Raw genomic sequence first — 22,337 nt, 5'->3', positions numbered from 1 at the left:
GCTGGTCCAGCATATAGGCTGACCATGATTCCCGTCGGACCGTCTCACCAGGAGTGAACAATGGCCTTCTCTGCCCAGCACACCATCGCCCGCACCCCCGGCGAGGTGGCCGAGGCCCTCGGCAGTGAGGACTTCCACCGCAGCGTCATCGAGTCCCTCGGCGGCTCGCTCGTCTCCTTCTCCCGCGAGGGCGACCCGACCGGTGCGATGACCGTCACCACGGTCCGCACCGCCCCGACCGACAAGGTCCCGGAGAAGGCCCGCAAGTTCGTGGGCGACAACCTCCACATCGAGCAGGTGGAGCGCTGGAACGCCCCGGCGGCCGACGGCTCCCGCACCGGCACCACCACCATCACCGTGGCGAAGGCCAAGGCCACCGCGGAGGCCTCCACCGCCCTGCGCGTCGCCGGCGCCGGCACGGAGTACGCCGTGGACGGCACCCTGGTCTGCAAGATCCCGCTGGTCGGCTCCACCCTGGCCGCCAAGGCCGAACCGATGGTGGGCAAGGTCGTCACCCGTCAGGCGCGCGAGCTCCAGGCCTGGCTGGACGGTCGCAGCCAGCAGAGCTGAGCGGGCCGCCCGCCTCGGCGGCCGCGCCCGGCTCGGGCGCGTCGTCAGTGGAAGCGCGTCTGGGCGGCCTGCAGCCCGTCCGTGAGCAGAGCCTCGACGGCGTCGGCCGCCCGGTCCACGTGCAGCGGCAGCAGCTGTTGCTCGGCCTTGGTGAAGGGCTTCAGGACATAGTCGGCGACGTCTATCCGCCCCGGCGGACGACCGATGCCGACGCGGACGCGGCGGTAGTCCTTGGTACCCAGGGAGGCGGTGATGGACTTCAGCCCGTTGTGGCCGCCCTCTCCCCCGCCGATCTTCATGCGCAGGGTGTCGAAGGGGATGTCGAGCTCGTCGTGGACCACGATCAGATCCTCGGGTCCGAGCCCGTAGAAGCGGCAGAGCGCCGCGGTGGGCCGGCCGGAGACGTTCATGTATCCGGTGGAGGCGGCCAGCACCACGCGGGGGCCGCCGATCCCCAGCCGTCCCGTGGCGACCTGGGCACCGGCCCGGTGGTGGGTGAACCCGACCCCCATGCGGGAGGCGAGCTCCCCCACCACCATCTGGCCGATGTTGTGACGGGTGCGCTCGTACTGGGGCCCCGGATTGCCGAGGCCCATGATGAGCGTGGTTCCCGTCATGAGGCAGATCAGCCCTCGGAGCCCTCGGCGTCGTTTGAGCCTTCGGACTCCCCGCCCTCGGCGCCCTCGGCGGCCTGCTCCTCCTGGACGGACTCATCGCCCAGGTCCTGCTCGATCGGCTCGAAGACGGAGACGATGACGTACTCGGCAGGCTCCTCGATGTCCAGGGCGACGCCGGCCGGCAGCTGCAGGTCCGAGGCGTACAGGTGGTCGCCGGCCTCGCGGCCCTCGATGTTCGCCGTGACGGACTCCGGCAGGTTGGTGGCCTCGGCCTCCACGGAGACCACGGCCTGGTCCAGGTTGTAGGTGGTGCCGGGGGCGACCTCGCCCTCGACGTCGACCGGCACCTCGACGATGACCTTCTCGCCGCGGCGGACCTCGATGAGGTCCAGGTGGTCCACGGTCATCTTGATCGGGTCGCGCTGGATGTCCTTCGGCAGCACCAGGTGCTCCTCGCCGGCCTCGTTCACGACGGTGAGCAGGGCGTTCGGGTTGCGGACGGCCAGGGTGGTCTCCTGGGCGGGCAGCAGCAGGTGCACGGGGTCCCGGCCGTGGCCGTAGACGACGGCGGGGATCTGGCCGGCGCGGCGAGCCTGGCGGGCGGCGCCCTTGCCGAAGTCGGTGCGGCGGATGACCTTGATCTTGATCTTGTCAGACATGACGTCCTCCTCTGGTTCTCTCGGCCGCGACCCGTGCGGGACGCGGGTGTCTCCAGGGAAGGGGGCCGGCGCGTCAGGCACGGCTCACCTCAGAGCGGTGCGGACGGCGTCCGGCGGCCTCGTCGATCACGGAGTCCTCGACTCCCTCGCCTGGGCAACGGAAGGAGTCTACCAGTGAGCGTCAGTGAGGGCACACGCCGCTGTGGCGGCCGTTCCGTTCTGCTTCTGCCGTGCTTCCCGACGACGGCATCTCACCGCCGTCGGCAGGCTCACCTCGCGAGGTGCTCCCGCAGGCGGTCCCGCTGGTCCGGGACCTCGAACCCGGTCGCCTCGAGCGGCCCGAGGACCAGGGCGCTGTTGGCCGGGCGCGGGGCGATGCCCGCCTTGCCGGCCGTGTACTCGGCGGTCGTCACCGGGCTGATGCGGGAGGCGTCATGACCGGTGTCCTCGAAGACCCACCGTGCCACGTCGTGCCAGGTGACCACGTCGCCGCTGTTCGTCATGTGGTAGGTCCCCGTGGGCGCGTCCGTGGTGACCAGGTGCAGCAGGGCGTCGGCGAGGTCGTCGGCGAAGGTGAGGCGGCCGTGCTGGTCGGCGACGACGGCCGGGTCCACCCCGCGTTCGGCGAGGGAGGCCATGGTGGCCACGAAGTTCTTCCCCTCCCCGATCACCCAGGAGGTGCGGACGATCCAGTGCCGGGGCACGGTGCGCACCGCGGTCTCGCCGGCGGCCTTCGACTGGCCGTAGACGCCCAGCGGGGCGAGCGGGTGGTCCACCGGGTGCTCCTGCCCCACGGGGAGGGTGCCGTCGAACACGTAGTCCGTGGAGACGTGCGCCAGGGGGACGCCTGCGTCGGCGCAGCGGCGTGCGAGCTCGGCGACGGCGGTGGCGTTGACCGCCCAGGCCTCGGCGCGCCCCTCCGGCGTCTCGGCTGCGTCCACCGCGGTCATGGCGGACGCGTTGACCACGGCGCGCAGGCCGCGGAAGTGCTCCCTGGGCCACGAGGTCGGATCGGTCATGTCCCAGGTGTCCCGCCCGTGGGCCTCCACCGGGATCCCGGCGGCCTCGGCACGGGCCACCAGGGCGCGGCCGAGCTGGCCGCCGGCACCGAGCACGAGGATCGGGGCGGGCTGCATGGGGGTGACGTCCGCGAGCATCGGATGGGCACGGTCCTTGTCCGAGAGCTCTGCGTCCTCGAGCGGGATGGGCCAGGCGATGGCCGCCGTCGGGTCCGCGAGGTTGAGGAAGGTGTACCGGCTCTGCGCATCGGCGGACCAGTGGTCGTTCACCAGATAGGTGTAGGCCGTGTCCGGCTCGAGGGTCTGGAAGGAGTTGCCGACCCCGCGCGGGACGAACACGGCCTTCTCCGGGCCGAGCTCCACGGTGGCGACCGTGCCGAAGCTCTCGCCGGCGCGCAGGTCCACCCAGGCACCGAAGATACGGCCGGTGGCCACGGAGACGTACTTGTCCCACGGCTCGGCGTGGATGCCGCGTGTGGTGCCCACGGAGGCGTTGAAGGAGATGTTGTTCTGCACAGGTCCGAGGTCCGGCAAGCCGGCGGCGAGCAGCTTCTGGCGCTGCCAGTTCTCCTTGAACCATCCGCGGTTGTCCCCGTGGACGGGCAGGTCGATCACGAGCAGGCCGGGGATGTCGGTGGTGCTGATCGTCAGCATCGGTGGTGTCTCCTGTCCGTCACTGGCCCTGGCGGGCGTACTTCGCTTCGACGTCGTCCTTCGCCGGACGCCACCAGGTCTCGTTCTCGCGGTACCAGCGGACCGTGTCCGCCAGGCCGGCCCGGATGTCCGTGAACTGCGGTTCCCAGCCGAGCTCGGTGCGCAGTGCCGTGTTGTCGATGGCGTAGCGGAGGTCGTGGCCGGGGCGGTCGGCGACGAGGTCGTAGTCGTCCGCCGGACGGTCGAAGAGCTCGAGCAGGATCTCCACGATCTGCCGGTTGTTCCGCTCCCCGTCCGAGCCGATCAGGTAGGTGCGGCCGATCTCCCCGCGTTCGAGGATGCGCAGCACGGCCGAGGAGTGGTCCTCGGTGTGGATCCAGTCCCGGACGTTGACGCCCTGGCCGTAGAGGCGGGGGCGGACGCCGTCGATCAGGTTGGTGATCTGGCGTGGGATGAACTTCTCGATGTGCTGGTACGGCCCGTAGTTGTTGGAGCAGTTGCTCAGCGTGGCCTGCGCCCCGAAGGAGCGGACCCACGCGCGCACCAGGTGGTCCGAGCCGGCCTTCGAGGCCGAGTACGGGCTGGAGGGGTTGTACGGGGTGGTCTCGGTGAACTTCGCCGGGTCGTCCAGCGGCAGGTCTCCGTAGACCTCGTCCGTGGAGACGTGGTGGAAGCGTGTGCCGTGCTTCCGCACGGCTTCGAGCAGCGTGAAGGTGCCGAGGACGTTGGTGTGGATGAACGGGGAGGGGTCGTTCAGCGAATTGTCGTTGTGGGACTCCGCCGCGTAGTGCACGACGGCGTCCGACTCGGCGACCAGGCGGTCCACCAGGGCCGCGTCGCAGATGTCCCCGACCTCGAGGGTGACGCGGTCCTCGGGCAGGCCGGCGAGGTTCTCCCGGTTGCCGGCGTAGGTCAGCTTGTCCAGGACGACGACGTCGTGCCCGGTCTCGCGGACGACGTGGTGGACGAAGTTCGAGCCGATGAACCCGGCGCCGCCGGTGACGAGGAGGTGCATGGGGTCCAGCGTATTCCAGAGCCGGAGCCGGGCACCCACCGGTAAGCTGGACCAGCATGAACCACGTGGCGTCATCGCTCCGTGCCCCCTGAATGAGTAAGGTGAACGCGCTTCATGGAATCCGTGGATGTGCAGGGTGTTGACGTGCTGCGGTGGAACCCCCGGGTCCCCCTGCCCCTCAAACCGCAGCGACTCATGCGCTGGACTCGACGGTTGCCGTTAGCCCCTCGTGTGGGCAACGTAGGAGACGTCCTAGGGCCTGAGATAGTGCGGCAGCACCTCGACGAGACGGTTGCCCCACGGCGCGGGCGTCGCCCCCGACCCTCACTTGCCGTCGTCGGGTCAGTGATCCATATGTTGCCAGGAGGCACTGTCGTCTGGGGCGCAGGGGTCAATGGGAAACATGTCGAGCTACCCCTTCCTGAACGACTCGACATCCGGGCCGTCAGGGGGCCTCTCACGGGCCGCCACCTGGCCGCGCAGGGCATCCGGGACCCTGGCGTCTACGGAGATCCCGCGCTCCTCCTGCAGACCGACGTGGCTCGCGCACCCACCCCCCCACGGAGTCGTGCATGTGCCGAATCTCAATGACTTTCACCGACCCGCCCTCGACGACGTGACGACCGTCGACCCCCGCACGCCCCTACTGCCGTTCTTGCGTCAGCTCGCAAGGGCTGAGCTCGTGGTCGGCAGCAGCCTGCACGGCGTGATCCTGGCTGAGCGGCTCGGCGTCCCGGCCCGCGTCATTCGGTCCGACGCGGAGCCGTCGTTCAAGTACGAGGACTACTACGAGGGAACCGGCCGCGCGAATGTGCGTCTGGCCGCCGACATCCACCACGCCCTCGATCTCGGAGGAGTGGACTCAGGATCGACCGTTGACGCCACCCTCGCCGCCGCGTTCCCCCGCGATCTCTGGGACGTTGAACTCTTAGGAGCGGCCACTCAGGAAGGACCACGACCGCCGCGCCGCTTGGCGGCGCGTTCGATCGTCCCGCGTACCTCATGGAGGACTCGACGGGGGGAACGGCTCACGAGGGTCAGCAGGCCGAAGCCGCGGTACCGGGGGTTGTGGCCGCCGGAAAGGCGGTTGCCGACGAGGCGTCCCAGCATGTACTTCCGGCGCTCCACCTGATACCGCTGGACCCTGAGGAGCGCTTGGAGGTCCATCGGCTCCACGTGCAGGCGACCGGCAGCGACCGCATCCTGGACAATCTGCAGGCCCCTCGGGGTACGGGCTATCAGTGCCGACATGCCGGCGGCGTCGTCGAACACGGGGTAGCCGCGCTCGTCAGCGTCCCAGAAATCACCGGCCGTGATATCGGAGAACTCCCCCACGCCGTCCACGCACAGCCGGCACCGCCACTGCACCGTCGGACCGAGGGCGCCGCCCCAGGAGGATGCATAGTCCACGGTGGCACGGCGCCCGTCCCGGGTGAGGGCAGTGAAGTCGCCGGGCCATCCGCGGCCGCGGTACCACAGGTCCATCAGCGGCTCGTCGCGCTGAATTCCCTCACGCTCCAAGAGGACCTCCGTGGCGTCCTGGGAGGGAGTGCCAGCGCAGAAGAAGCTGAGCAGCACCGGCGAGTCGACGCCGTTGGCCGCATCCAGCTGACGCCTCCCGGCCACCTCACACGGTTTGCCCACCATCACGCCCGCATCATCAGCCGAGCGCCCGCCAGCGCTCACGGGGGCGTAACGGGAACCGGCGGCGGCAAGCGCCTCCTCGCGGGTGGTGATGCGCACGGGAATGGTGCGGCGCGGCCCTTCAGGATGCGCGGCCACACCGGAGACGACCTCACCGCGCTCTCTGAGGAAGTCAGCGATCGCCGTGAGCGTTCCCCCAGAGCTCCCACGATGCCGAATCTCCGGGTCAAGGGCCCACGCGCGCCATGCGCCGTGGATGGGGCCGAGGTAGGGGTCACGCTGCACACCCTCTGGTCGCGGCGCTGTCAGGGTCCTGCCAGGGCACGACCGCAGAAATGTCCGGGCGCGCCATGCGTCCCCCTCCTCCGGCGTCCCGGAGACCACCGGGCGACGGAAGCCCTCGGCATCCCGCATCTCCACCCGGGGCGACACCAGTTCGCACACTCCGCACCCCGTGCAAAGATCGGACTGCACCACCTCATCGATGACGGCCCGGAGTCGGTCGGGAGGAGGAGGTGCGTAGCTCATGTGCCTATATTAGGTCCGCCCCCCTCCTCCTTTGGCGCGCCGACGCGCTCACAGGAAGCCCCCCAACTTGGGAGAAGCGTGAAGATCCTCGTCTACGGTGCAGTCCACCAGCAGCCGAACATCGGAGTCAGCGCTCTCGCCGCCGGTGCCGAGGCGGTCCTGTCCCGCGCGTTCCCCGACGCCGACATCCGATTCCGCTCCACCGGGCCGCTGGGCGACGGACCGATGAACCTGAGCCACACGGCCCCGCTGCTCAAAGAGATGGTCGTGAACCGCCGCGGCCTGCGGGGCTGGACGCGCTCGTTCGACCTCCTGTGTGATATCCGCGGCGGTGACAGCTTCACTGACATCTACACATCCAAGATGTTCTTCAAGCTGAGTGCCTTCCCGCTGTACGCGCAAGCCCTCCGGGTGCCGGTCGTGATGCTGCCTCAAACCATCGGCCCGTTCGAAAACAGGGCGTCGCGGATTCTGGCCAAGCGATTCATGCGCGGCTGCCGCCTCGTCATGGCCCGCGATCCCCGTTCAAGTGACTTCGCCGCGGAGCTGGGTCGGCCAGTCGACCTCACGGCCACGGACGTGGTGTTCGCGATCGAACGCCCCGAGCCGTCCCTCAAACACCGAGACGTGGTCCTGAACACCTCGGGACTGCTCTGGCACGCGGGCAACCGCCATGTCGACTCCGACGCCTACCGAGCCGGCATACGCGGCGTGATCGACATCCTTCTGGCCGAGGGACGGCAGATCACGCTCCTCGCCCACGTCGTGGGACGGACCGACACCGGCGCCGACAACGACCGGGTCGCGCTGGCCGCCCTCCGTGAGGACTACGGAGACCGCCTGGAGTATGTGGTTCCCTCGGGCCTCGACGAGGTCCGCTCCCTGATGGCCTCTGCAAACGTGGTGGTGGGCGCCCGGATGCACGCGTGCCTGAACGCCCTGTCCATCGGCGTGCCGGCCGTCCCCATGGCCTACTCCCGCAAGTTCGCGCCCCTGCTGGACCAGCTCGGATGGCACCATACGGTGGACCTCAACGCTTCCGGAGAGCAGATCGCAACGGCGGTCCTCGAAGAGATCCACGCGGTCGAAGGTGAGGATCTCACTCCTGTCCTGCGCACCGCGCGCGCCCGCATAGACGCCGCGGTCGAGGCCTTGCGCCAGCTCAGCGACTGATCCGTGGCGGTCAGTCGCTCGGCCCGGGCGGGCCTACACAGCCTCGGGGGCACCGGCACCCAGATGGTCATCCAGCTGGTCAGCCTCACGGTATTGGCCCGCTTCCTTGAGCCAGCCGAGTTCGGCGTCTACGGCATGGCCATAACCTTCATCGGGTTCACCACCCTCTTCCGCGACCTGGGCCTGTCCTCCGCTGCCATCCAGGTGAAGAGTCTCCCGATCCAGCTGCGCACCAACCTGTGGTGGATCAACACCGGCACAGGGGCGATCCTGGCTCTGCTCACCTTGGCGACCGCACCTCTGATCGCTGCCTTCTACCGGGAGCCGCAGGTGGCTTTCGTGGTGGCCTTCATGGCGCCCACCATGCTCCTCGCCGGCGCCGCCGTTCAGTACAGGGCGAGCCTCGCCCGGGACCTCCGGCTCGGCGCCGCGGCCGCCATCGACGTCACCGGAGCGTTGCTCGGGCTCATCGTGTCCGTGGGGGTGGCTCTGGCGGGCGGCGGCGTCTGGGCCCTGGTACTGCCCCAGTTAGTCAGTGGCGTCGTGACGCTGGCGGGTGTCATCTTCGTCTCACGCTGGCTGCCTGGACTGCCACGCCGTGGGCACGGCACTCGGCAGCTGGTCCGCTTCGGAGGCGCCATGTTCGTGAGCCAAGCTCTCACATACACCCACCGCACCTACGATGTGCTGCTACTGGGGCGCCTCCACGGCGCCGACTGGACGGGCCAGTTCAACCGTGCCGCCCAGATGTCCCGCATGCCGATGGGCATGATTGCGGCTCCGTTCAGCAAGGTGGCACTGGCCACGATGGCGCCTCACCAGGAGGACGTGCATGCTCTAGGCGCGCTGGCGCGCCGCGGCCAGGTCCTCCTCGCCCTCCCGGTGCTCCTCGCCGCGGGTGGTCTGGTCGCCGCCGCGGAGCCGCTAGTCAGCCTCGTGCTCGGCGACGGTTGGGGCCAGGCGGTTCCGTTTCTGCAGTTGATCGCGATGTCCGAGGCCCTGGCTCTCATGGCCTCGGTGGGCGGCTGGCTCATGGCGGCCCGGGGCCAGGGGAGCAAACTCATCCGCCTAGGTGTGATCTCCACGGTCATCAAGGTCTCCACGGTCTCTTTGGGCAGCTTGTGGGGCCCCTATGGGATCGTCGCCGGCGTCGTCGTCGCCCAAGTGATCCTCTGGCCACTCTCCCTGGTCCTCACGGGCCGGATGTCCGGCGTTTCCACCCGCGAAGTGCTTGTCGACTCGTACGTCCTGGTGGGCGTCACCGCATCGGCCACGGCTGCGGGCTGGTATGCCGGTCGTACCCACATCGTGCCGGGAGGGCCCGTGGTCGACATAGTGGCGGTGGTCGTGACCATGCTGGCCACACTGGCTCTGGCTGCCGCGCTGGTCGCTCCGTTCCGCCGCGACGTGCAGACGTTCCTGCAAACCGTACGCTCCGGCGTTGGCTGATACTCCGCCCCGCCGTTCGGGCGCGCGGCGGCGGCCTACCCTCTAGACTCGGCCCCATGAAGGGCATCATCCTCGCCGGCGGCACCGGCTCGCGTCTGCATCCGATCACGCACGGCATCTCGAAGCAGCTCGTGCCCGTGTACGACAAGCCGATGATCTACTACCCGCTCTCCACGCTCATCCTGGCGGGCATCCGGGACATCCTCGTCATCACCACCCCGCAGGACGCGGAACAGTTCCAGCGACTGCTCGGGGACGGCTCCCAGTTCGGTGTGTCTCTGACGTACGTTCAGCAGCCCTCGCCGGACGGCCTGGCCCAGGCGTTCGTGTTGGGTGAGGAGCACATCGGCGTTGACCACGTGGCCTTGGTGCTGGGGGACAACATCTTCTACGGCCCGGGAATGGGTCAGCAGCTGCGCCGCCACACGGATGTGGAGGGCGCCACCGTGTTCGGGTACTGGGTGAAGGACCCCACGGCCTACGGCGTGGTGGAGTTCGACACGAACGGAAAGGCCGTCTCCTTGGAGGAGAAGCCGGCGCAGCCAAAGTCCAACTTCGCGGTCCCCGGACTGTACTTCTACGACAACGACGTGGTGGAGATCGCGAAAGACCTGAAGCCCTCGCCCCGCGGCGAGCTCGAGATCACGGACGTAAACCGCACATACCTCGAGCGTGGCACGCTCAATGTGGAGGTCCTCCCCCGCGGCACCGCGTGGTTGGACACCGGCACATTCACCGATCTCAACGACGCCTCGAACTTCATCCACGCCGTGGAGTCACGGCAGGGTCTGAAGGTTGGATCCCCGGAGGAGGCCGCCTGGCGGCAGGGGCTGCTCACGGACGATCAGCTCCGGGAGCGTGCCGAGCGGCTCGTGAAGTCCGGCTACGGTCGCTACCTGCTGGACCTGCTGGATTCAGGCCGCTGAGCCCGGGGACGGACCGACAGACCGTGGCATCCTTCGACATCCTCTACATCCGCCCGGCCGGCTCCGGGTGGGGCCCAGTCCACGAACTTGTGCAGCTGACCCGTCGCCTATTCGACGCACGGCTGATAGAGGTGGACGACACGGGCGACGTCAATCGCTTGCAGAGGGCATCGGCCCTACTCCCCCGCGGACCGCGCGTCCGTGACCGTCACCTGCTCGTCATGGGTCCCCAGCCCGCCGCGATCGCACACGTCGCCCATCCTCGCCTCTGGTTACCCGGCTACCGTTCCGTCGCGGTGTGGATCATCGACTCGTTCTGGACCGACCGCACCCCGCGCCTGTTGCGTGACCGCCCGCACGTGGATCGCCTGTTTATCACGGACCCTCAGCTGGTCTCCGAATGGTCAGGACAGACTGGACTGCCGGTGGGCGTCCTTCCGTGGGGGTCCGACACCACCCGATTCACCTCGGCCCAGGAAGGCACCGACCGACCGGTGGACGTGCTCCGCGTCGGCCGACAGCCGAGGGCCTGGAGCGACGACGCGAGGACCTCGCGCGACGCCGCCGCCCACGGACTACACTTCGCCGGCCGTCCTCCGTTCAGCGACGATCCCGCACGGAATCAAATGCTGGTCCGGGAGGCTATGGGGCGGGCTCGTGTGGTGCTCGCCTTCTCCAACCTCGTGAGCCCGGCACCGTACACCCATCCGACCCGCGACTACCTCACAGGCCGCTGGACCGATGCCCTCGCCGCGGGCTGCCTCGTCGCGGGCACCGCCCCGGCCTCGGCGGCCTCGCTCCTCTGGCCCGGAGCGACCGTCGAGATCTCCCCCACCTCCCGGGATGATGCGTGGCCCGTCCTCGCGCAGTTAGCCTCGGAATGGACCCCGCAGGCAGCAGCGGATCGCCAGTCCGAGGCGCGGCGCCGTCTCGACTGGCGATACCGGCTCAGGGACTTGTGCATGGCCATGGACTGGGCAGTGCCGGACCGTCTCACCGCAGAACTTGCCACCCTCTGAGAGGAGTCACATCTTGGGACTCGGCCTGAATGTAGCCCTCCACGACGTTGTCCACCGCGTGGCATTCTCCGCCGCTGTGCCGATCCAGCACCGCACAGCCTTCCTCCGTCGGCTGGGATGGACCGGCATCACCCGCTCGGACATCCGCGACGGATGCCTCTTCATCGGCTTCGACATCACCATGGACCGGTCATACCTCAACCGCCAGGTGCTGATCGATGCTTCCGCGCCGGTGAGGATCGGGGCCCATGTGCAGTTCGGCCCCCGGTCCAGCATCATCACGAGCACGCATCGGATCGGCGACGCGACCATGCGCGGTGGCGACCCGGAGGCCCAGCCCGTCGCCGTGGGCGACGGGTGCTGGATCGGCGCCGGCGCGATGATCCTCCCCGGGGTCATCCTGGCACCCGGATGCATTATTGCCGCCGGCGCGGTTGTCACTCGGGACACTGAACCGAACGGCATCTACGCCGGCACGCCGGCAAGGCGGGTACGTGACCTGGACTGAGGACCAGACGGGAGCCGCTCCCTGCCTATGGCCGGGGCCCAGGTTGCGTCAGGCGCCCGGCAGCCCCTCCACCAAGGCACGGATCCGGAGGGCGAACTCCCGTTCGGAAAACTTCTCCACGTGCCGCCGCATCGCCGCGGTGTCCCAGCGGGCCGCCTGGAGCTTCTTGATGCCCTCACCTACCGCGTCGATACTCGCATCCAGGACGAACGTCCCGTTGACGCCGTCCACGATGGTGTCCAGGTAGCCGCCGGCGCGCAGCGCCACGGTGGGCACGCCCCATGCGCTCGCTTCAAGCGGCGTGATGCCGAAGTCCTCGTGGCTCGCTGCGATCAGCGCGATCGCGTGAGCGTAGGCCCAGCGCAGCTGCGCGTCGGTGAGGTCTTGGCCGAACACCACGTCCTCCCCCGCCATCGCACGCAGCCGGGCCTCCTCCGGGCCCTTGCCGATCACCACGAGCGGCCGCCCCGCGCGGGCCGCGGCCTCGATCGCCACGTCCACGTGCTTGTACGGCATGAGGCGCGCGACCGACAGCAGGAATCCGTCCTCCGCCAGCCGCTCGGCTCCGGGGATCGGCTCCTGCGGGCCGTCCGTGCTCACGGAGTGCGGCGGGAACACCAGGTCCACGCCGTCGAGCCCGTAGACGTCTTCGATCCGCTCCTTCACCACCGTGGAGTTGGCCACATAGCGTGATCGACGCCGGACGGCCGCGCGGTCCCACCTGCGCAGGCCCGGGCGCAGCGCGCGGGCGATCCGGCCCTTGATGCTGTTCCGGCCTCCCTCGCCCAGGTAGTCGTCCAGCAGGTACACCCAGCGCGCCGGGGTGTGGCAGTAGACGAGTGTGGCGCCGTCGTAGCGGAATCCGTGCGCCCAGCCGGAGGTCGAGACGACGGCGACCGGTTCCTTCACGTGCATCAGTGAGGACGCCAGCGGCAGGAGCGGCAGGGCCCGCCGAGGGTCCTTCCGCAGCAGCCCCACCCGGTTGAGCGGTGAGGTGATGATGTGCGCGTCCTTGAACTCCGGGAAGGTCCCCTCAGGGTCGTAGAACGTCGTGTAGATGGGCGCATCCGGCCACATCCGGTGCAGGGCGAGCACCACCCGCTCCGCCCCGCCCTTCTGTGTGAGGTAGTCGTGGGCGAGGGCGATCTGGCCGCGCGTCGTGTCAGTCATGGTGCTCCCCTCAGAACTGTCGGCGGGCACGCCCCGGCCGAGTGCGTCCGGTCTCCGCGGCGGCTTCGACCTGCAAGGCGATCAGCTTTCGTGCAATCGGGGCCGGCAACACGGCAGCGGCACGCTCGACGACGGCGGAGCTGTACTGGATCGTGCGCTCCGTGCTCAGAGCAGCCACCGCCCGCACGGCGGCGCCCCACGGCCCGCCCGGGGCACGGTCCCCGCCGAGTGCGTCCGCCCCGTGCTTGGCGATGAAGATCTGCCGGGCGGACCCGGAATGCAGAGCCCGGCGCGCCTTGGTGTAGGTGGTGACCGCCGCCGCGTGGTGACGGGTCTCCAGCTCCGGCCGGATCTCCACCGGGTACCCGGCGGCATGGAGCCGGTAACCGAAGTCGACGTCCTCCCAGCCATAGCGGCGGTAGTCCGGGTCGTAGCCGCCGAGCTCCTTGTGGAGGGTGCGGCGGACGGACACGTTGCCGGCCCAGTGCCGCCACTGCTGCTCTGCAGGCAGGGCGTAGGCGTGGCGACGGTGCGCTTCGTCCTGGGCATCACCGTAGACGCGCTGATAGGCGGAGTCCGGGAGGACGTTGGCCGTCAATCCGATCACGCCGCGTGGCCCGCCCGAGTGGGCGGCCACGTGGTCCCGGATGTAGTGGGGTCCGGGCTCCAGATCGTCGTCGGCCCGGATGAGGATGCGGCCGGACGTCGCGTCGGCACCTGCGTTGAGCGCGGCGACCCGCCCCCGGTTCTCGCCGAAGACGGTCCAGCTCAGGTCCAGGCCCGGATGTTCTGCGGCCAACTGGGCGAGCACCGCTTCCGACCCGTCCACATCCCCGTCCACGACCACGTGGACCTCGAACGGCGGGGCGTCCTCCTGCGCGGCGAGGGCGCCGATCAGGCGCGGCAGCCGCTGGGCTCCGCCCCGGCTGGGAACGATCACGCTGGCCTCGGGGGTCAGGGGCGTCTCGGTCATGAGTCCTCCGCAGGGGTCATAGGGACAGGTCGTCCAGGAGCTCGGCGACGGCGGCGCGGCCGGCCTCGGGTGAGAACAGCGACGCCCAGCGGCGCTGCTGGGAGTGGGCCACCGCGCCCAGATCGACCGCGCGCACGGCCTGCAGGCGGTCCGCGAGCGCGGCAGCGTCCCGCTGCGGGAAAACGAAGGGGTGATCGTTGCCGACCACCTCGGGAACGGCCCCCGCATCGGAGGCCACCACCGGAACGCCCGCGGCCATCGCCTCGGCCGTCACCAGGCCGAAGACCTCGGCCCACTGCGACGGCACGGCCAGCACGTCCACGGAAGCCAGGAACTCGGCGGTGTCCTGCCAGCCGAGCACCTGGACGTCCTCACCCGCCGCCTTCAGGGCGGTGGCAAGCCGCTCGGCCTCGTCATCCGCCACGAACCGGCTCTCCCCCGCGACGCGGAACACGAAAGCACCCGGGTCGGTCTTCCGCAGCAGCGCGGCGGCCTCCAGCAGGGTGACGATGCCCTTGTCCTCGGACAGCCGGCCGAGGAAGCCCACGGTCACCGGTTCATCGGCATCGCGGGCCCGCCCCGCCTGCGGTGCCGTCGGACCCGGAACCCAGTTGTGGAGCACGCGGGCCCCGCGGATGCGGTCCGCCGCGAATCGGGAGGGCGCGAGGACCGCGAGTGCGCCCGGACGCGCCAGGGCGGAGAACACGCGCAGAAGCGGTTTCTCGGGCACCTGGTGCAGGTGCACGATCCGGCGCGGCCGGCCGGCCAGGGCCGTGGCCGGCAGCAGCCCGTTGCACCAGGCGACGTCGTCGTCGCCGCGGCCACGGTCCCAGGCCCGGAGAGCGCGCATATACCCCAGTCGTCCGGGCCCACCCACGCGGACCACGTCGAAGCCGTCCGCGGCCAGGCGATCGGCAGTCTCGGCCGGGTGGACCGGAGCCACGACGCCCACGTCCCGCCCCAGCTCGCGCAGGGCCGTGGCGAGATGGTGCAACATCACCTCGCCGCCGCCCACCTCGCCCTGGTTCGCCAGGATCCAGATGCGGCCGGTCATCCCGAGATCTTCCCTGCCCGCCGCCCGAGCACCTCGAGGGTCGCCTCGGCGGTCGCCCGGGCCATCGTCTCCACATCGCCCACGCGAACCTCGCCCGGACCCTCGACGGCGGCACGCATGACGGCGTCGGCGATGGCCGCCGGCGTGGTCTCGTGGACCAGGCGCTCGGGCGGCAGGATCTCCCCGTTGCCGCCCACGTCCGTGGCGACGGCGGGCAGGCCCGCGGCCGCGGCGTCGAGCAAGGTGTAGCTGAGGTTCTCCCAGGCGGAGAGCTGCACCAGCACGTCGTGCTCGGCCATGGCCCCCCACGGTTCCACGAAGCCGGGCAGGTCGACCGCATCCGCGACACCGAGCGCCTCGGCCTGGGCGCGCAGCTCCCCCTCCAGGGGGCCAGCGCCGGCCAGCGTCAACCGCGTCCCGGGGTCGCGCTCCAGCAGGGCGGGCATTGCCGCGATCAGCCGGTCCACGTTCTTCTCAGGGGCCAGCCGGGACAGGGACAGGATCCGCAGCCCCTCCCCCGGTGTGCGCCGCTGCCCCGCGGCCGCGGCGCGTACCGCGGGCATGTCCACGCCGTTGCGCACCACGGTGAGGGGCGCTCCCGCACCCCACTTGCGCTGGAGCACGTCCGCGGTGGACTGCGCCACCGCGATCACGAGGTCGGTGCCGCGCAAGCGGGCGCGGTGCGCGGCGTTCTTCACCCGGGCCGCCGCAGCGCGGTTGTACAGCCCGTCGTCCGGGGCGATCCCGTGCTCGGTGCTGAGCAGCGCCGGTGCACCGGGGCGCCGCAGGGCCCGTTCCGCGCCCAGCGCCGTGAAGGCCGCGAGGTCGGCGTAGGCCAGATGCGTGTGGACCGCGGCCGGGCGCAGGGTGCGCACCGCCGTCCGGAGCGCGCGCACCGAGGCGGCCAGGCCGTCGTCGGGACCGAAGGGCCCCACGAAGACCGCCGCCCCCAGCGCACGCAGGCGCTCGGCGAGCGGTCCCTCGGGGCACAGCACCGCCAGACGCAGGCCGGGCAGGCCCACGCGCGCGACGTCGAGAACGTGCCGGGCCACGCCGCCGAGATCCGCCACCGGCACCGCCCACAGGGTGAGCGGATCCGGGGTGGCGTCCACGGCCTCCGGGTCCGTCCGCGTCTTCATCAGAGCCACTGCTCCAGGCGATCCAGGGCCGTCCAGAAGCCCTCACCGTTGTTAATGTGGCCCTGCCAGATCTCCGGAATGAAGCTCACCCCGGGGGCCAGGCGGTCCAGCTGCTCGCACAGCACGGGCCAGTCCACGTCACCCTCTCCGATCTGCGGTCCCTCCCCGTCCACACCGGTGGCGTCCACGAGGTGCAGGTGGATGGTGTGCGGGGCCAGCTTCTCCACCATCTCGGAGAAGGGGATCCCCAGGAACGTGGCCGAGAGCTTGGAGTGGGAGATGTCCAGGCACAGGGGCACCCCCGTGGCCTCCACGAACGCCACGGTGTCGTCCGGGTCCATGAAGAGGTTGTGGTACTGCTGGCCGCCCATCAGCCACGGGAACGGCGGCAGGGTCTGCGCGGCGATCCGGATGCCGGAGGTGTCCAGGCGCTTGACCGCCGCGCCGATGCGGTCGTACTTCTCCTGACGCGCCTCGGCCGGGATGTGCCGGTCCAGGGTGAAGCCGCCCATGGTGATCACCATGATCGGCGACTCCTCCTGCGGGAAGTACCGCTTCAGGTCGCGGGTGATGTCGATGGTGCGCTGCACCTCGGCGATCGAGCGCTCCCAGACCTGATCGTCCTGCGCGGCCAGGTCCACCAGGAAGTCGCCGGCGAAGATGTCCGGCAGGTGGGTGGTGAAGCCCATGGACGTCGGAGAGTCGAACACCTCGTCGATGTCCACCTCGAGGTCCTTGTAGGAGAAGTGGAACTCCAGGAAGTCCGGGGTGCAGTCCTTCGTCAGCGCCTGCCAGTCGTGGTACCGCACGGGCAGGCCCCACGGGCGGTTGAACTGGAAGTCGCGTCCGGTGGGGACGGTGTCCGTGAGGTCGCCGGCGAAGAAGAAGTCGCCCTCGCCCATGTTCCGGTGCAGGGTACGGCCGAGCAGCTGCGGCAGCTGGTTCGGCTGCAGGCCGCGGCCAGGCGACTTCACGGTCACGTCGGCCTCGGTGATGGTCGCACCGGCCTGCAGCGGACGGGTCGCCACGAGGGACTTGGCCAGGTTGATGCGGTTCATCGCCTCGCCGGTGGAGACCACGCGCTCGTCTGCGACGCCCATCGACTCCTCGACCTCACGGATCTGCCGCACCATCTGGGCGAACTCGTCCGGCAGGAGGGAGACCTTGTGGTCGTTGCCCTCGAGCTCGCGGTCCACGGTGAAGTGCTTCTCGATGATCCGGGCCCCCAGTGCGACGGCCGCGACCGGCACGTGGAAGCCGCGCTCGTGACCGGAGTAGCCGACCGGGGTCTGGGCGATCTCGGCCAGGCGGTCCAGGTACGCCAGGTTCACGTCCTTGAACGGGGCCGGATAGGTGGACTGTGCGTGGAGCATCGCGAACGGGACGCCGAAGGAACGCACCAGGGCCGCCGACTCGCGGATCTCCTCCTCACGGGACATGCCGGTGGACAGCACCATCGGGATGCCGGAGGCGGCGGCATCCCTCAGCAGACCGTGGTTGGTCAGGTCGGCCGAGGCGATCTTGACGCCGTCGATCCCGTAGTCGGCGAGGACCTTCATCGAGGGCGCGTCCCACGGGGTGCACATCAGGGCGACGCCGCGGTCCCGGACGTGGTCGAAGACCTTCAGCATGTCCTCGGCGGAGAGGGAGAACTTGGCGAGCTCGTCCAGGGTGCGCTGCGCACCCAGGTCCTCGCCGGCGGTGGCCGCGCCGGACTGGCGGTAGAGGGCGTCCATGTCCCGCAGCTGGAACTTCACGGCGTCCGCGCCGGCGTCCACGGCCAGGTCCACCAGGCGCGTGGCCAGGTCCACGTCGCCCTGGTGGTTGTTGCCGATCTCCGCGATGAGGAACGCCGGGTGGTCCTCGCCGATCCGGTGGTCACCGATCGTCAGCTCGGCCTCGCGGTTGATCGCGATGGCGGCGAGACGGCCGTGCTCGTCCAGCAGCGGCAGGTGGTCGGCGCCGGTGGGCAGGGCCTGGCGGATCTCCTCGTGGGAGGCATCCAGCGGCGCGGTGGCCGGGGACTTGAAGGCGGCCACGGCGGCCGGGACGTCCAGGGACGCCTCCGGGTTCTCCAGGAGCCAGCGGCGCAGGTCACCGTCCGTGAGGGAACCGGCGAGGAACCCGTGGGAGTCCACCACGAACACGATCCGGTCGCGGTTGTCCGTCATCTTGCGCAGGGCGATCAGCAGGGAGTCCTCGGGGAAGACGAGGTACGGGGTGAGGCGGCGTTCGATGATCACGTCAGGCTCCGGGGGTGCGGTTCGAGGCGGTGGTGTGAGGGGTGGTGTGCCGCGGCGCGGCCAGGTCCGGGTGGCGGGCCAGGTGCTGTTGGACGGCCAGATATTGGTCCATCTGCTGCTCGGCCAGGGCGAAGTCCAGTTCCGTGTCGATGTCCACGCCCTCGAGGTCGTCGAGCTCGAACAGGCCGATCCGGCCGCCGAGGCGGTTGTGCCGCTCGTCGTAGAGCCACGGCTTGGTGATGTACAGCGAGCCGTTCTCCCGGAAGCGGAGGTCCGCCCGGCCCATGTCCTGGCGGCGCTTGCGGCGGTCCACGTCGAAGTCGGCGATCGGCGCGTCCCCCGGCTCGGCGCCGTGCCGCCACAGGAACGGGGAGACCGGCACGACGCCCACGAGGCAGTCCACGCCGGTGGTGTGGAACTGGTGCACGGCCCGGTCGAGGGTCCCGGGCAGGCGCAGCGGGGACGTGGCCTGCAGCAGCATGACGCCCTCCGGCTCGCGGCCGGCCTCGCGCTCCTGGGCGATCCGGTACTCGATCACCGGCTCGGTGGGCGTGGTGTCCTGCGCCAGCTCGGCCGGGCGCAGGCCCGGGACCTCCGCGCCGTACTGGCGGGCGACCTCGGCGATCTCCTCCGAGTCCGTGCACACCACCACGCGCAGGTCCGCCTCCGCGTCCAGCGCGGCCTCGATGGTCCAGGCCACCAGCGGCCGGCCGCCGAGCAGGCGGATGTTCTTGCCCGGGATGCCGCGGGATCCGCCGCGCACCGGGATGACGCACAGGATGCTCATGCGCCGATCTCCTTCTTCAGATGCCGCGCGATCACGTGGGCCGGGTCGCCGTGCGGCATGGCGAACGCCGGGGTGGGTTCAGGGGTCTTCCACGGGCGCCACCGGGACATGGAGTAGCGGTCCCAGAACTCCTCCAGCCAGGCCGGGGGCTCCGGGTGCACCACATAGGCGGCGCGTCCGGACTGGGCGGCCTCGAGCACTCCCGTGGAGAACACGGCGGCCACGGGGCCTGAGGTGGCGGTCAGCGGGCCGGAGCCGTCCACGGTGATGCCCTGGGCACGCCACTTCTCGTGCTGGGCCCGGGACAGCCGATCCTGCTCGGCCGGGTGCGGCCGATACGTGGCGCCGGTGGGGTGGATGTACTGGGCCGCGGCGGCGGCGACATCTCTGCGCGGCAGCTCGGCGCCGTGCAGCTGCCCGAGGAAGACGCCGGGGGACCGCTTCCCGACGGCGGCACCCGCCTGGGCGGGACCGCGCGCCTCGGCCTGCTGACCGGCGTTCCACAGCAGGGCGGAGCCGGCGTCCACGACCTCGACGTCCGTGCGAGACTGGGTCCACCATGCGCCGTCCCGCTCGGAGAAGGCGAACAGGCGGCAGTCGGCCGGGACCGGCGGGGTGGAGACCGCCAGCAGTCCGTGCTGGACGACGTTGACCCGCGCGTGCTGCTCACGGGCCCAGCGGACGGCGGTGCGCCCGGACGGCAGGTACTCCCCCGCCACCACCACCTGGGTCAGCTCGCGCAGGTGCTCCGGGCAGGCCGTGTCCGTGAGCGGCTCGATGCGGTGCAGGGCGGCGCCGGGGAGGCCGACGATCTCCGAGCCGGCGGGGAACATCCAGGCGACGCCCTCGAGCACCTCGTGCTCGACCTGTTCGGCCAGGGCACGCAGCGGGTCGGCGAGCGCGGCGACCTGGGTGGGACCCAACGACTCGAGCGCGACGAGCGTGTGGACCGGGCCGCGCGGCGAGGCGATTTCCAGTCCGGTGCCGGCGTCGTGGCCGCGCAGCCGGCGAGCCGTCTGCCTGGCCCGGTCCACAGCCCGGCGGGACGCGGGCCACTGACGGCGCTGCCAACAGGCCCACTCGTCCAGCTGCTCGGCGCGCCAGAACAGCGGCGCAGTGCGGTCGGGGCGCGTGCTCATGCCCACCACTCCTGTGCCGTCCGGGCGCGGTGCGCGAAGGTGTGCTCGGCATGGGAGCGACGGCGTCCGGCTTCGCGGATGGAGTCGCCCCACACCGGGTCGGCGACGATGCGTCGGCCGAGCTCCACGAGCTCCTCTGCACTGTGGAACACGAGGACCTCGCGGCCTGGCTCGTAGAACTCGGCGACGTCCTCCCGGTCCACCAGCTGGAGGCCTCCCATGCCCGGGACCTCGAAGGTGCGCATGGCGTGTCCGGCCTGGAGACCGTGGATGTTGATGGCACCGGCGGCCTCCGCCTGCACGGCGTAGGCCTCGGCCAGCGGGATGTCCCGCTCGGCGGGAAGCCCTGGACGCCTCAGCTCCCAGGTGCGCAGGCGGTCCACGGGATGACGGCTCCACTGACGGCCGTAGGCGCGCACGGGGACGCCGGCGGCGTGCAGACTCTGGAGCAGCTCAACGCGGTTCGGATAGCGGGACCCGACGAAGACGAGCTCGTCGGTGCGGGGCACCTGGGGCAGCGGCATCTCCGGGTCGAACCCGTTCGGCAGGTAGTGGGCGTCCACGCCCTCGGCGGCCAGCTCCTCGGTCTCGGAGCGGGCGTAGCTGAGCACGGGGCCGACCTGGCGCAGGAAGTCCAGGGAGTAGTCGTGGCGGTGCAGGTCATCGTAGAGCCACAGCATGACCGGCACCTTCAGGCCGCGGGCCTCGGCCCAGAAGTCCTCGCCGAGCGAGTCGCCCTTGATCACGAGGAGACGGTGCGGACGGACCTGACGGATCGCCGCGACGGCGCGGCCGGTGTCCCAGGCCACGCGAGCCCCGGAGCGGCCCAGGCCGACCTTCTGCGGCAGCTCGATCAGGCCCTTGTTGCGCAGCTTCATGCCGAGCGTCGCGTAGTCGTCGTAGCAGTGCACGTGCACGTCGAAGCCCTGCTGTGCCCATGCCGCGGCGATGGAACGGTGGTACCCGTGGAAGGCCGGCGAGACCAGCAGCAGGCGCTCGGGCGTGCGGCCGGACCCTGCACCGCAGGCAGGGATGCGGTAGACACGGGAGCCGCTCATCGGCGCTCACCCTTCACCAGGGACATCTCATCCCGGAACACCCGGCGGGCGTCCACCTCTGTTCCGAGCCGCTGCCGGACGGAGTTGACGGCGAAGTTCACGCCGGTGGCAACGGTGAGCGCCGCCTTCAGGGCGCGCGGGTGTCCCCACTTCTGCGCGTACCGGTAGCGGGAGTTCACCAGCCAGGCGCGCCGGCGCAGCGGGTCCGAGGAGGCGCCGCCGACATGGGCCACCCGGATCGACGGGATGACCAGCGAGGGGACGCCGAGCGTGCGCAGCCGCAGCTGGAGGTCGACCTCTTCGCTGTTCATGAAGTACGACTCGTCCAGTCCGCCGACCTGACGGACCTGGGCCGTCGGCAGCAGCATCACCGCACCCATGACCCAGTCCACCGAGACCGGAGCCGTGGCGTCCACGGCGCGCATGTCATGGCCGACGAGCTCATGCAGGAGGCGATGCTCGCGGAACCGTGCCAGAGGTGAGAGCCACTCGACCGTCTGGTGCAGGACGGTGGGGAAATGACGGCCGGAGTACTGGGGAGCGCCGTCGTGGTGCACGACCTGCGGGCTGGCCACAGCCGGCTGGTAGGGGGCGGCGGCCACCAGAGCGTCGATGTCGGCACCGGTGATCTCGACGTCCGAGTTGAGGACGAGGACCAGCTCCGTGTGCACCTCGGCCAGGCCGGTGTTCACGTTGGCGCCGAAGCCTCCGTTGGCCTCGCGGCGCACTACGGTGGCGGGGAGGCCACCGGAGTGAGGCAGGTCCGGGAAAGGCTCCGGGGAGAAGTCGTCCGAGACCACGATCGCCGCCAACGACTCGCCGGGGGACTCCTGCAACACACGGACCAGCGCGAGCGTGGGCTCGGGGTCCCCATAGTGCGGGATGAGGGCCGTGACGGTGCCGGCTCGGGCGCGGTCGGCGGTCATGCTCGATCCTCCAACCTGGGTGAGCGATCTTTGGTACGTTTCCTGCCAGGAATCTACCCCTTCATTG

20 protein-coding genes and 1 pseudogene are annotated in these 22,337 nt (G+C 70.5%); 7 read left to right on the top strand and 14 right to left on the bottom strand.

The annotated features are described in order from the left end of the window. Positions 1 to 60 precede the first annotated feature (60 nt). Complete coding sequence (locus CEQ11_RS04615) at positions 61 to 570, top strand: DUF2505 domain-containing protein (RefSeq protein WP_088477896.1); 510 nt, start codon at positions 61 to 63, stop codon at positions 568 to 570. Between the two features lie 44 nt (positions 571 to 614). On the opposite strand, the gene pth is transcribed toward CEQ11_RS04615, so the two are convergent. The 4 genes from pth to rfbB form a co-directional block, all read right to left on the bottom strand. Continuing rightward, complete coding sequence (gene pth, locus CEQ11_RS04610) at positions 615 to 1,187, bottom strand: aminoacyl-tRNA hydrolase (protein ID WP_088477895.1); 573 nt, start codon at positions 1,185 to 1,187, stop codon at positions 615 to 617. Positions 1,188 to 1,195: 8 nt separating this feature from the next. Next, the gene (locus CEQ11_RS04605) at positions 1,196 to 1,846 is read right to left on the bottom strand and encodes a 50S ribosomal protein L25/general stress protein Ctc (protein ID WP_088477894.1); all 651 of its coding nucleotides are present in this window, start codon (positions 1,844 to 1,846) and stop codon (positions 1,196 to 1,198) included. A gap of 269 nt (positions 1,847 to 2,115) precedes the next feature. Next, positions 2,116 to 3,519: a sugar nucleotide-binding protein gene (locus tag CEQ11_RS04600; RefSeq protein ID WP_088477893.1), complete on the bottom strand. Its 1,404-nt coding sequence runs from the start codon at positions 3,517 to 3,519 to the stop codon at positions 2,116 to 2,118. A 19-nt stretch (positions 3,520 to 3,538) separates the two neighbouring features. Beyond that, on the bottom strand, positions 3,539 to 4,534 hold the full coding sequence (gene rfbB / locus CEQ11_RS04595) for a dTDP-glucose 4,6-dehydratase (protein WP_153052696.1): 996 nt from the start codon (positions 4,532 to 4,534) through the stop codon (positions 3,539 to 3,541). Positions 4,535 to 4,928: 394 nt separating this feature from the next. On the opposite strand from rfbB, the pseudogene CEQ11_RS13435 reads away from it, so the two are divergent. After that, a pseudogene (locus tag CEQ11_RS13435) lies at positions 4,929 to 5,231 on the top strand (hypothetical protein); the annotation flags it as partial. Positions 5,232 to 5,476: 245 nt separating this feature from the next. On the opposite strand, the gene CEQ11_RS12875 reads toward CEQ11_RS13435, so the two are convergent. Then, complete coding sequence (locus CEQ11_RS12875) at positions 5,477 to 6,706, bottom strand: Coenzyme F420 hydrogenase/dehydrogenase, beta subunit C-terminal domain (protein ID WP_078025726.1); 1,230 nt, start codon at positions 6,704 to 6,706, stop codon at positions 5,477 to 5,479. 78 nt (positions 6,707 to 6,784) lie between these two features. Here CEQ11_RS12875 and CEQ11_RS12870 point away from each other — a divergent pair, with 78 nt between their 5' ends. From CEQ11_RS12870 to CEQ11_RS04565, 5 genes are all read left to right on the top strand, one after another. Next, complete coding sequence (locus tag CEQ11_RS12870; protein ID WP_193762983.1) at positions 6,785 to 7,879, top strand: polysaccharide pyruvyl transferase family protein; 1,095 nt, start codon at positions 6,785 to 6,787, stop codon at positions 7,877 to 7,879. 3 nt (positions 7,880 to 7,882) lie between these two features. Beyond that, positions 7,883 to 9,328, top strand: a complete 1,446-nt coding sequence (locus CEQ11_RS04580) for a lipopolysaccharide biosynthesis protein (RefSeq protein WP_088477891.1) — start codon at positions 7,883 to 7,885, stop codon at positions 9,326 to 9,328. Between the two features lie 56 nt (positions 9,329 to 9,384). Next, entirely contained in the window at positions 9,385 to 10,254 is an 870-nt protein-coding gene (gene rfbA, locus CEQ11_RS04575) for a glucose-1-phosphate thymidylyltransferase RfbA (RefSeq protein ID WP_078025729.1), read from the top strand. Positions 10,255 to 10,475: 221 nt separating this feature from the next. Continuing rightward, positions 10,476 to 11,273, top strand: coding sequence for a glycosyltransferase family 1 protein (locus CEQ11_RS04570; protein WP_127913457.1), 798 nt, complete (start codon positions 10,476 to 10,478; stop codon positions 11,271 to 11,273). 13 nt (positions 11,274 to 11,286) lie between these two features. Continuing rightward, on the top strand, positions 11,287 to 11,781 hold the full coding sequence (locus CEQ11_RS04565; RefSeq protein WP_227718742.1) for a DapH/DapD/GlmU-related protein: 495 nt from the start codon (positions 11,287 to 11,289) through the stop codon (positions 11,779 to 11,781). A 48-nt stretch (positions 11,782 to 11,829) separates the two neighbouring features. Here the strand turns inward: CEQ11_RS04565 and CEQ11_RS04560 are convergent, their stop codons facing one another. From CEQ11_RS04560 to CEQ11_RS04520, 9 genes are read right to left on the bottom strand one after another with little or no spacing between them, the layout of a single operon-like run. Beyond that, a complete protein-coding gene (locus CEQ11_RS04560; protein WP_088477890.1) occupies positions 11,830 to 12,951 on the bottom strand; it encodes a glycosyltransferase in 1,122 nt (373 codons plus the stop codon). A gap of 10 nt (positions 12,952 to 12,961) precedes the next feature. Continuing rightward, positions 12,962 to 13,924 (bottom strand): glycosyltransferase family 2 protein, encoded by a 963-nt coding sequence (locus CEQ11_RS04555; protein WP_088477889.1) that lies wholly within the window; start codon positions 13,922 to 13,924, stop codon positions 12,962 to 12,964. 16 nt (positions 13,925 to 13,940) lie between these two features. Beyond that, positions 13,941 to 14,978: a glycosyltransferase gene (locus tag CEQ11_RS04550; RefSeq protein ID WP_088477888.1), complete on the bottom strand. Its 1,038-nt coding sequence runs from the start codon at positions 14,976 to 14,978 to the stop codon at positions 13,941 to 13,943. Then, the gene (locus tag CEQ11_RS04545; RefSeq protein ID WP_088477887.1) at positions 14,975 to 16,117 is read right to left on the bottom strand and encodes a glycosyltransferase; all 1,143 of its coding nucleotides are present in this window, start codon (positions 16,115 to 16,117) and stop codon (positions 14,975 to 14,977) included. Before CEQ11_RS04545 ends, CEQ11_RS04550 begins: the two co-directional genes overlap by 4 nt. After that, positions 16,117 to 18,360 carry an N-acetylneuraminate synthase family protein gene (locus tag CEQ11_RS04540; RefSeq protein WP_088477886.1) on the bottom strand — a complete coding sequence of 748 codons (2,244 nt, stop codon included), beginning with the start codon at positions 18,358 to 18,360 and terminating at the stop codon, positions 16,117 to 16,119. The genes CEQ11_RS04545 and CEQ11_RS04540 overlap by 1 nt, the downstream gene beginning before the upstream one ends. A 1-nt stretch (position 18,361) precedes the next feature. Continuing rightward, positions 18,362 to 19,147 carry an acylneuraminate cytidylyltransferase family protein gene (locus CEQ11_RS04535; RefSeq protein WP_088477885.1) on the bottom strand — a complete coding sequence of 262 codons (786 nt, stop codon included), beginning with the start codon at positions 19,145 to 19,147 and terminating at the stop codon, positions 18,362 to 18,364. After that, entirely contained in the window at positions 19,144 to 20,286 is a 1,143-nt protein-coding gene (locus CEQ11_RS04530) for an RNA-binding protein (protein ID WP_127913456.1), read from the bottom strand. The genes CEQ11_RS04535 and CEQ11_RS04530 overlap by 4 nt, the downstream gene beginning before the upstream one ends. Continuing rightward, positions 20,283 to 21,344 (bottom strand): glycosyltransferase, encoded by a 1,062-nt coding sequence (locus CEQ11_RS04525; protein WP_088477883.1) that lies wholly within the window; start codon positions 21,342 to 21,344, stop codon positions 20,283 to 20,285. The genes CEQ11_RS04530 and CEQ11_RS04525 overlap by 4 nt, the downstream gene beginning before the upstream one ends. After that, a complete protein-coding gene (locus CEQ11_RS04520) occupies positions 21,341 to 22,270 on the bottom strand; it encodes a glycosyltransferase family 2 protein (protein ID WP_088477882.1) in 930 nt (309 codons plus the stop codon). The genes CEQ11_RS04525 and CEQ11_RS04520 overlap by 4 nt, the downstream gene beginning before the upstream one ends. Positions 22,271 to 22,337: the final 67 nt, after the last annotated feature.

Origin of the sequence: Micrococcus sp. FDAARGOS_333, from assembly GCF_002206575.2 — a bacterium.
In the GTDB taxonomy this organism is placed as follows: Bacteria; Actinomycetota; Actinomycetes; order Actinomycetales; family Micrococcaceae; genus Micrococcus; species Micrococcus lylae.
This window is presented reverse-complemented; position numbering and strand designations above follow the sequence as displayed.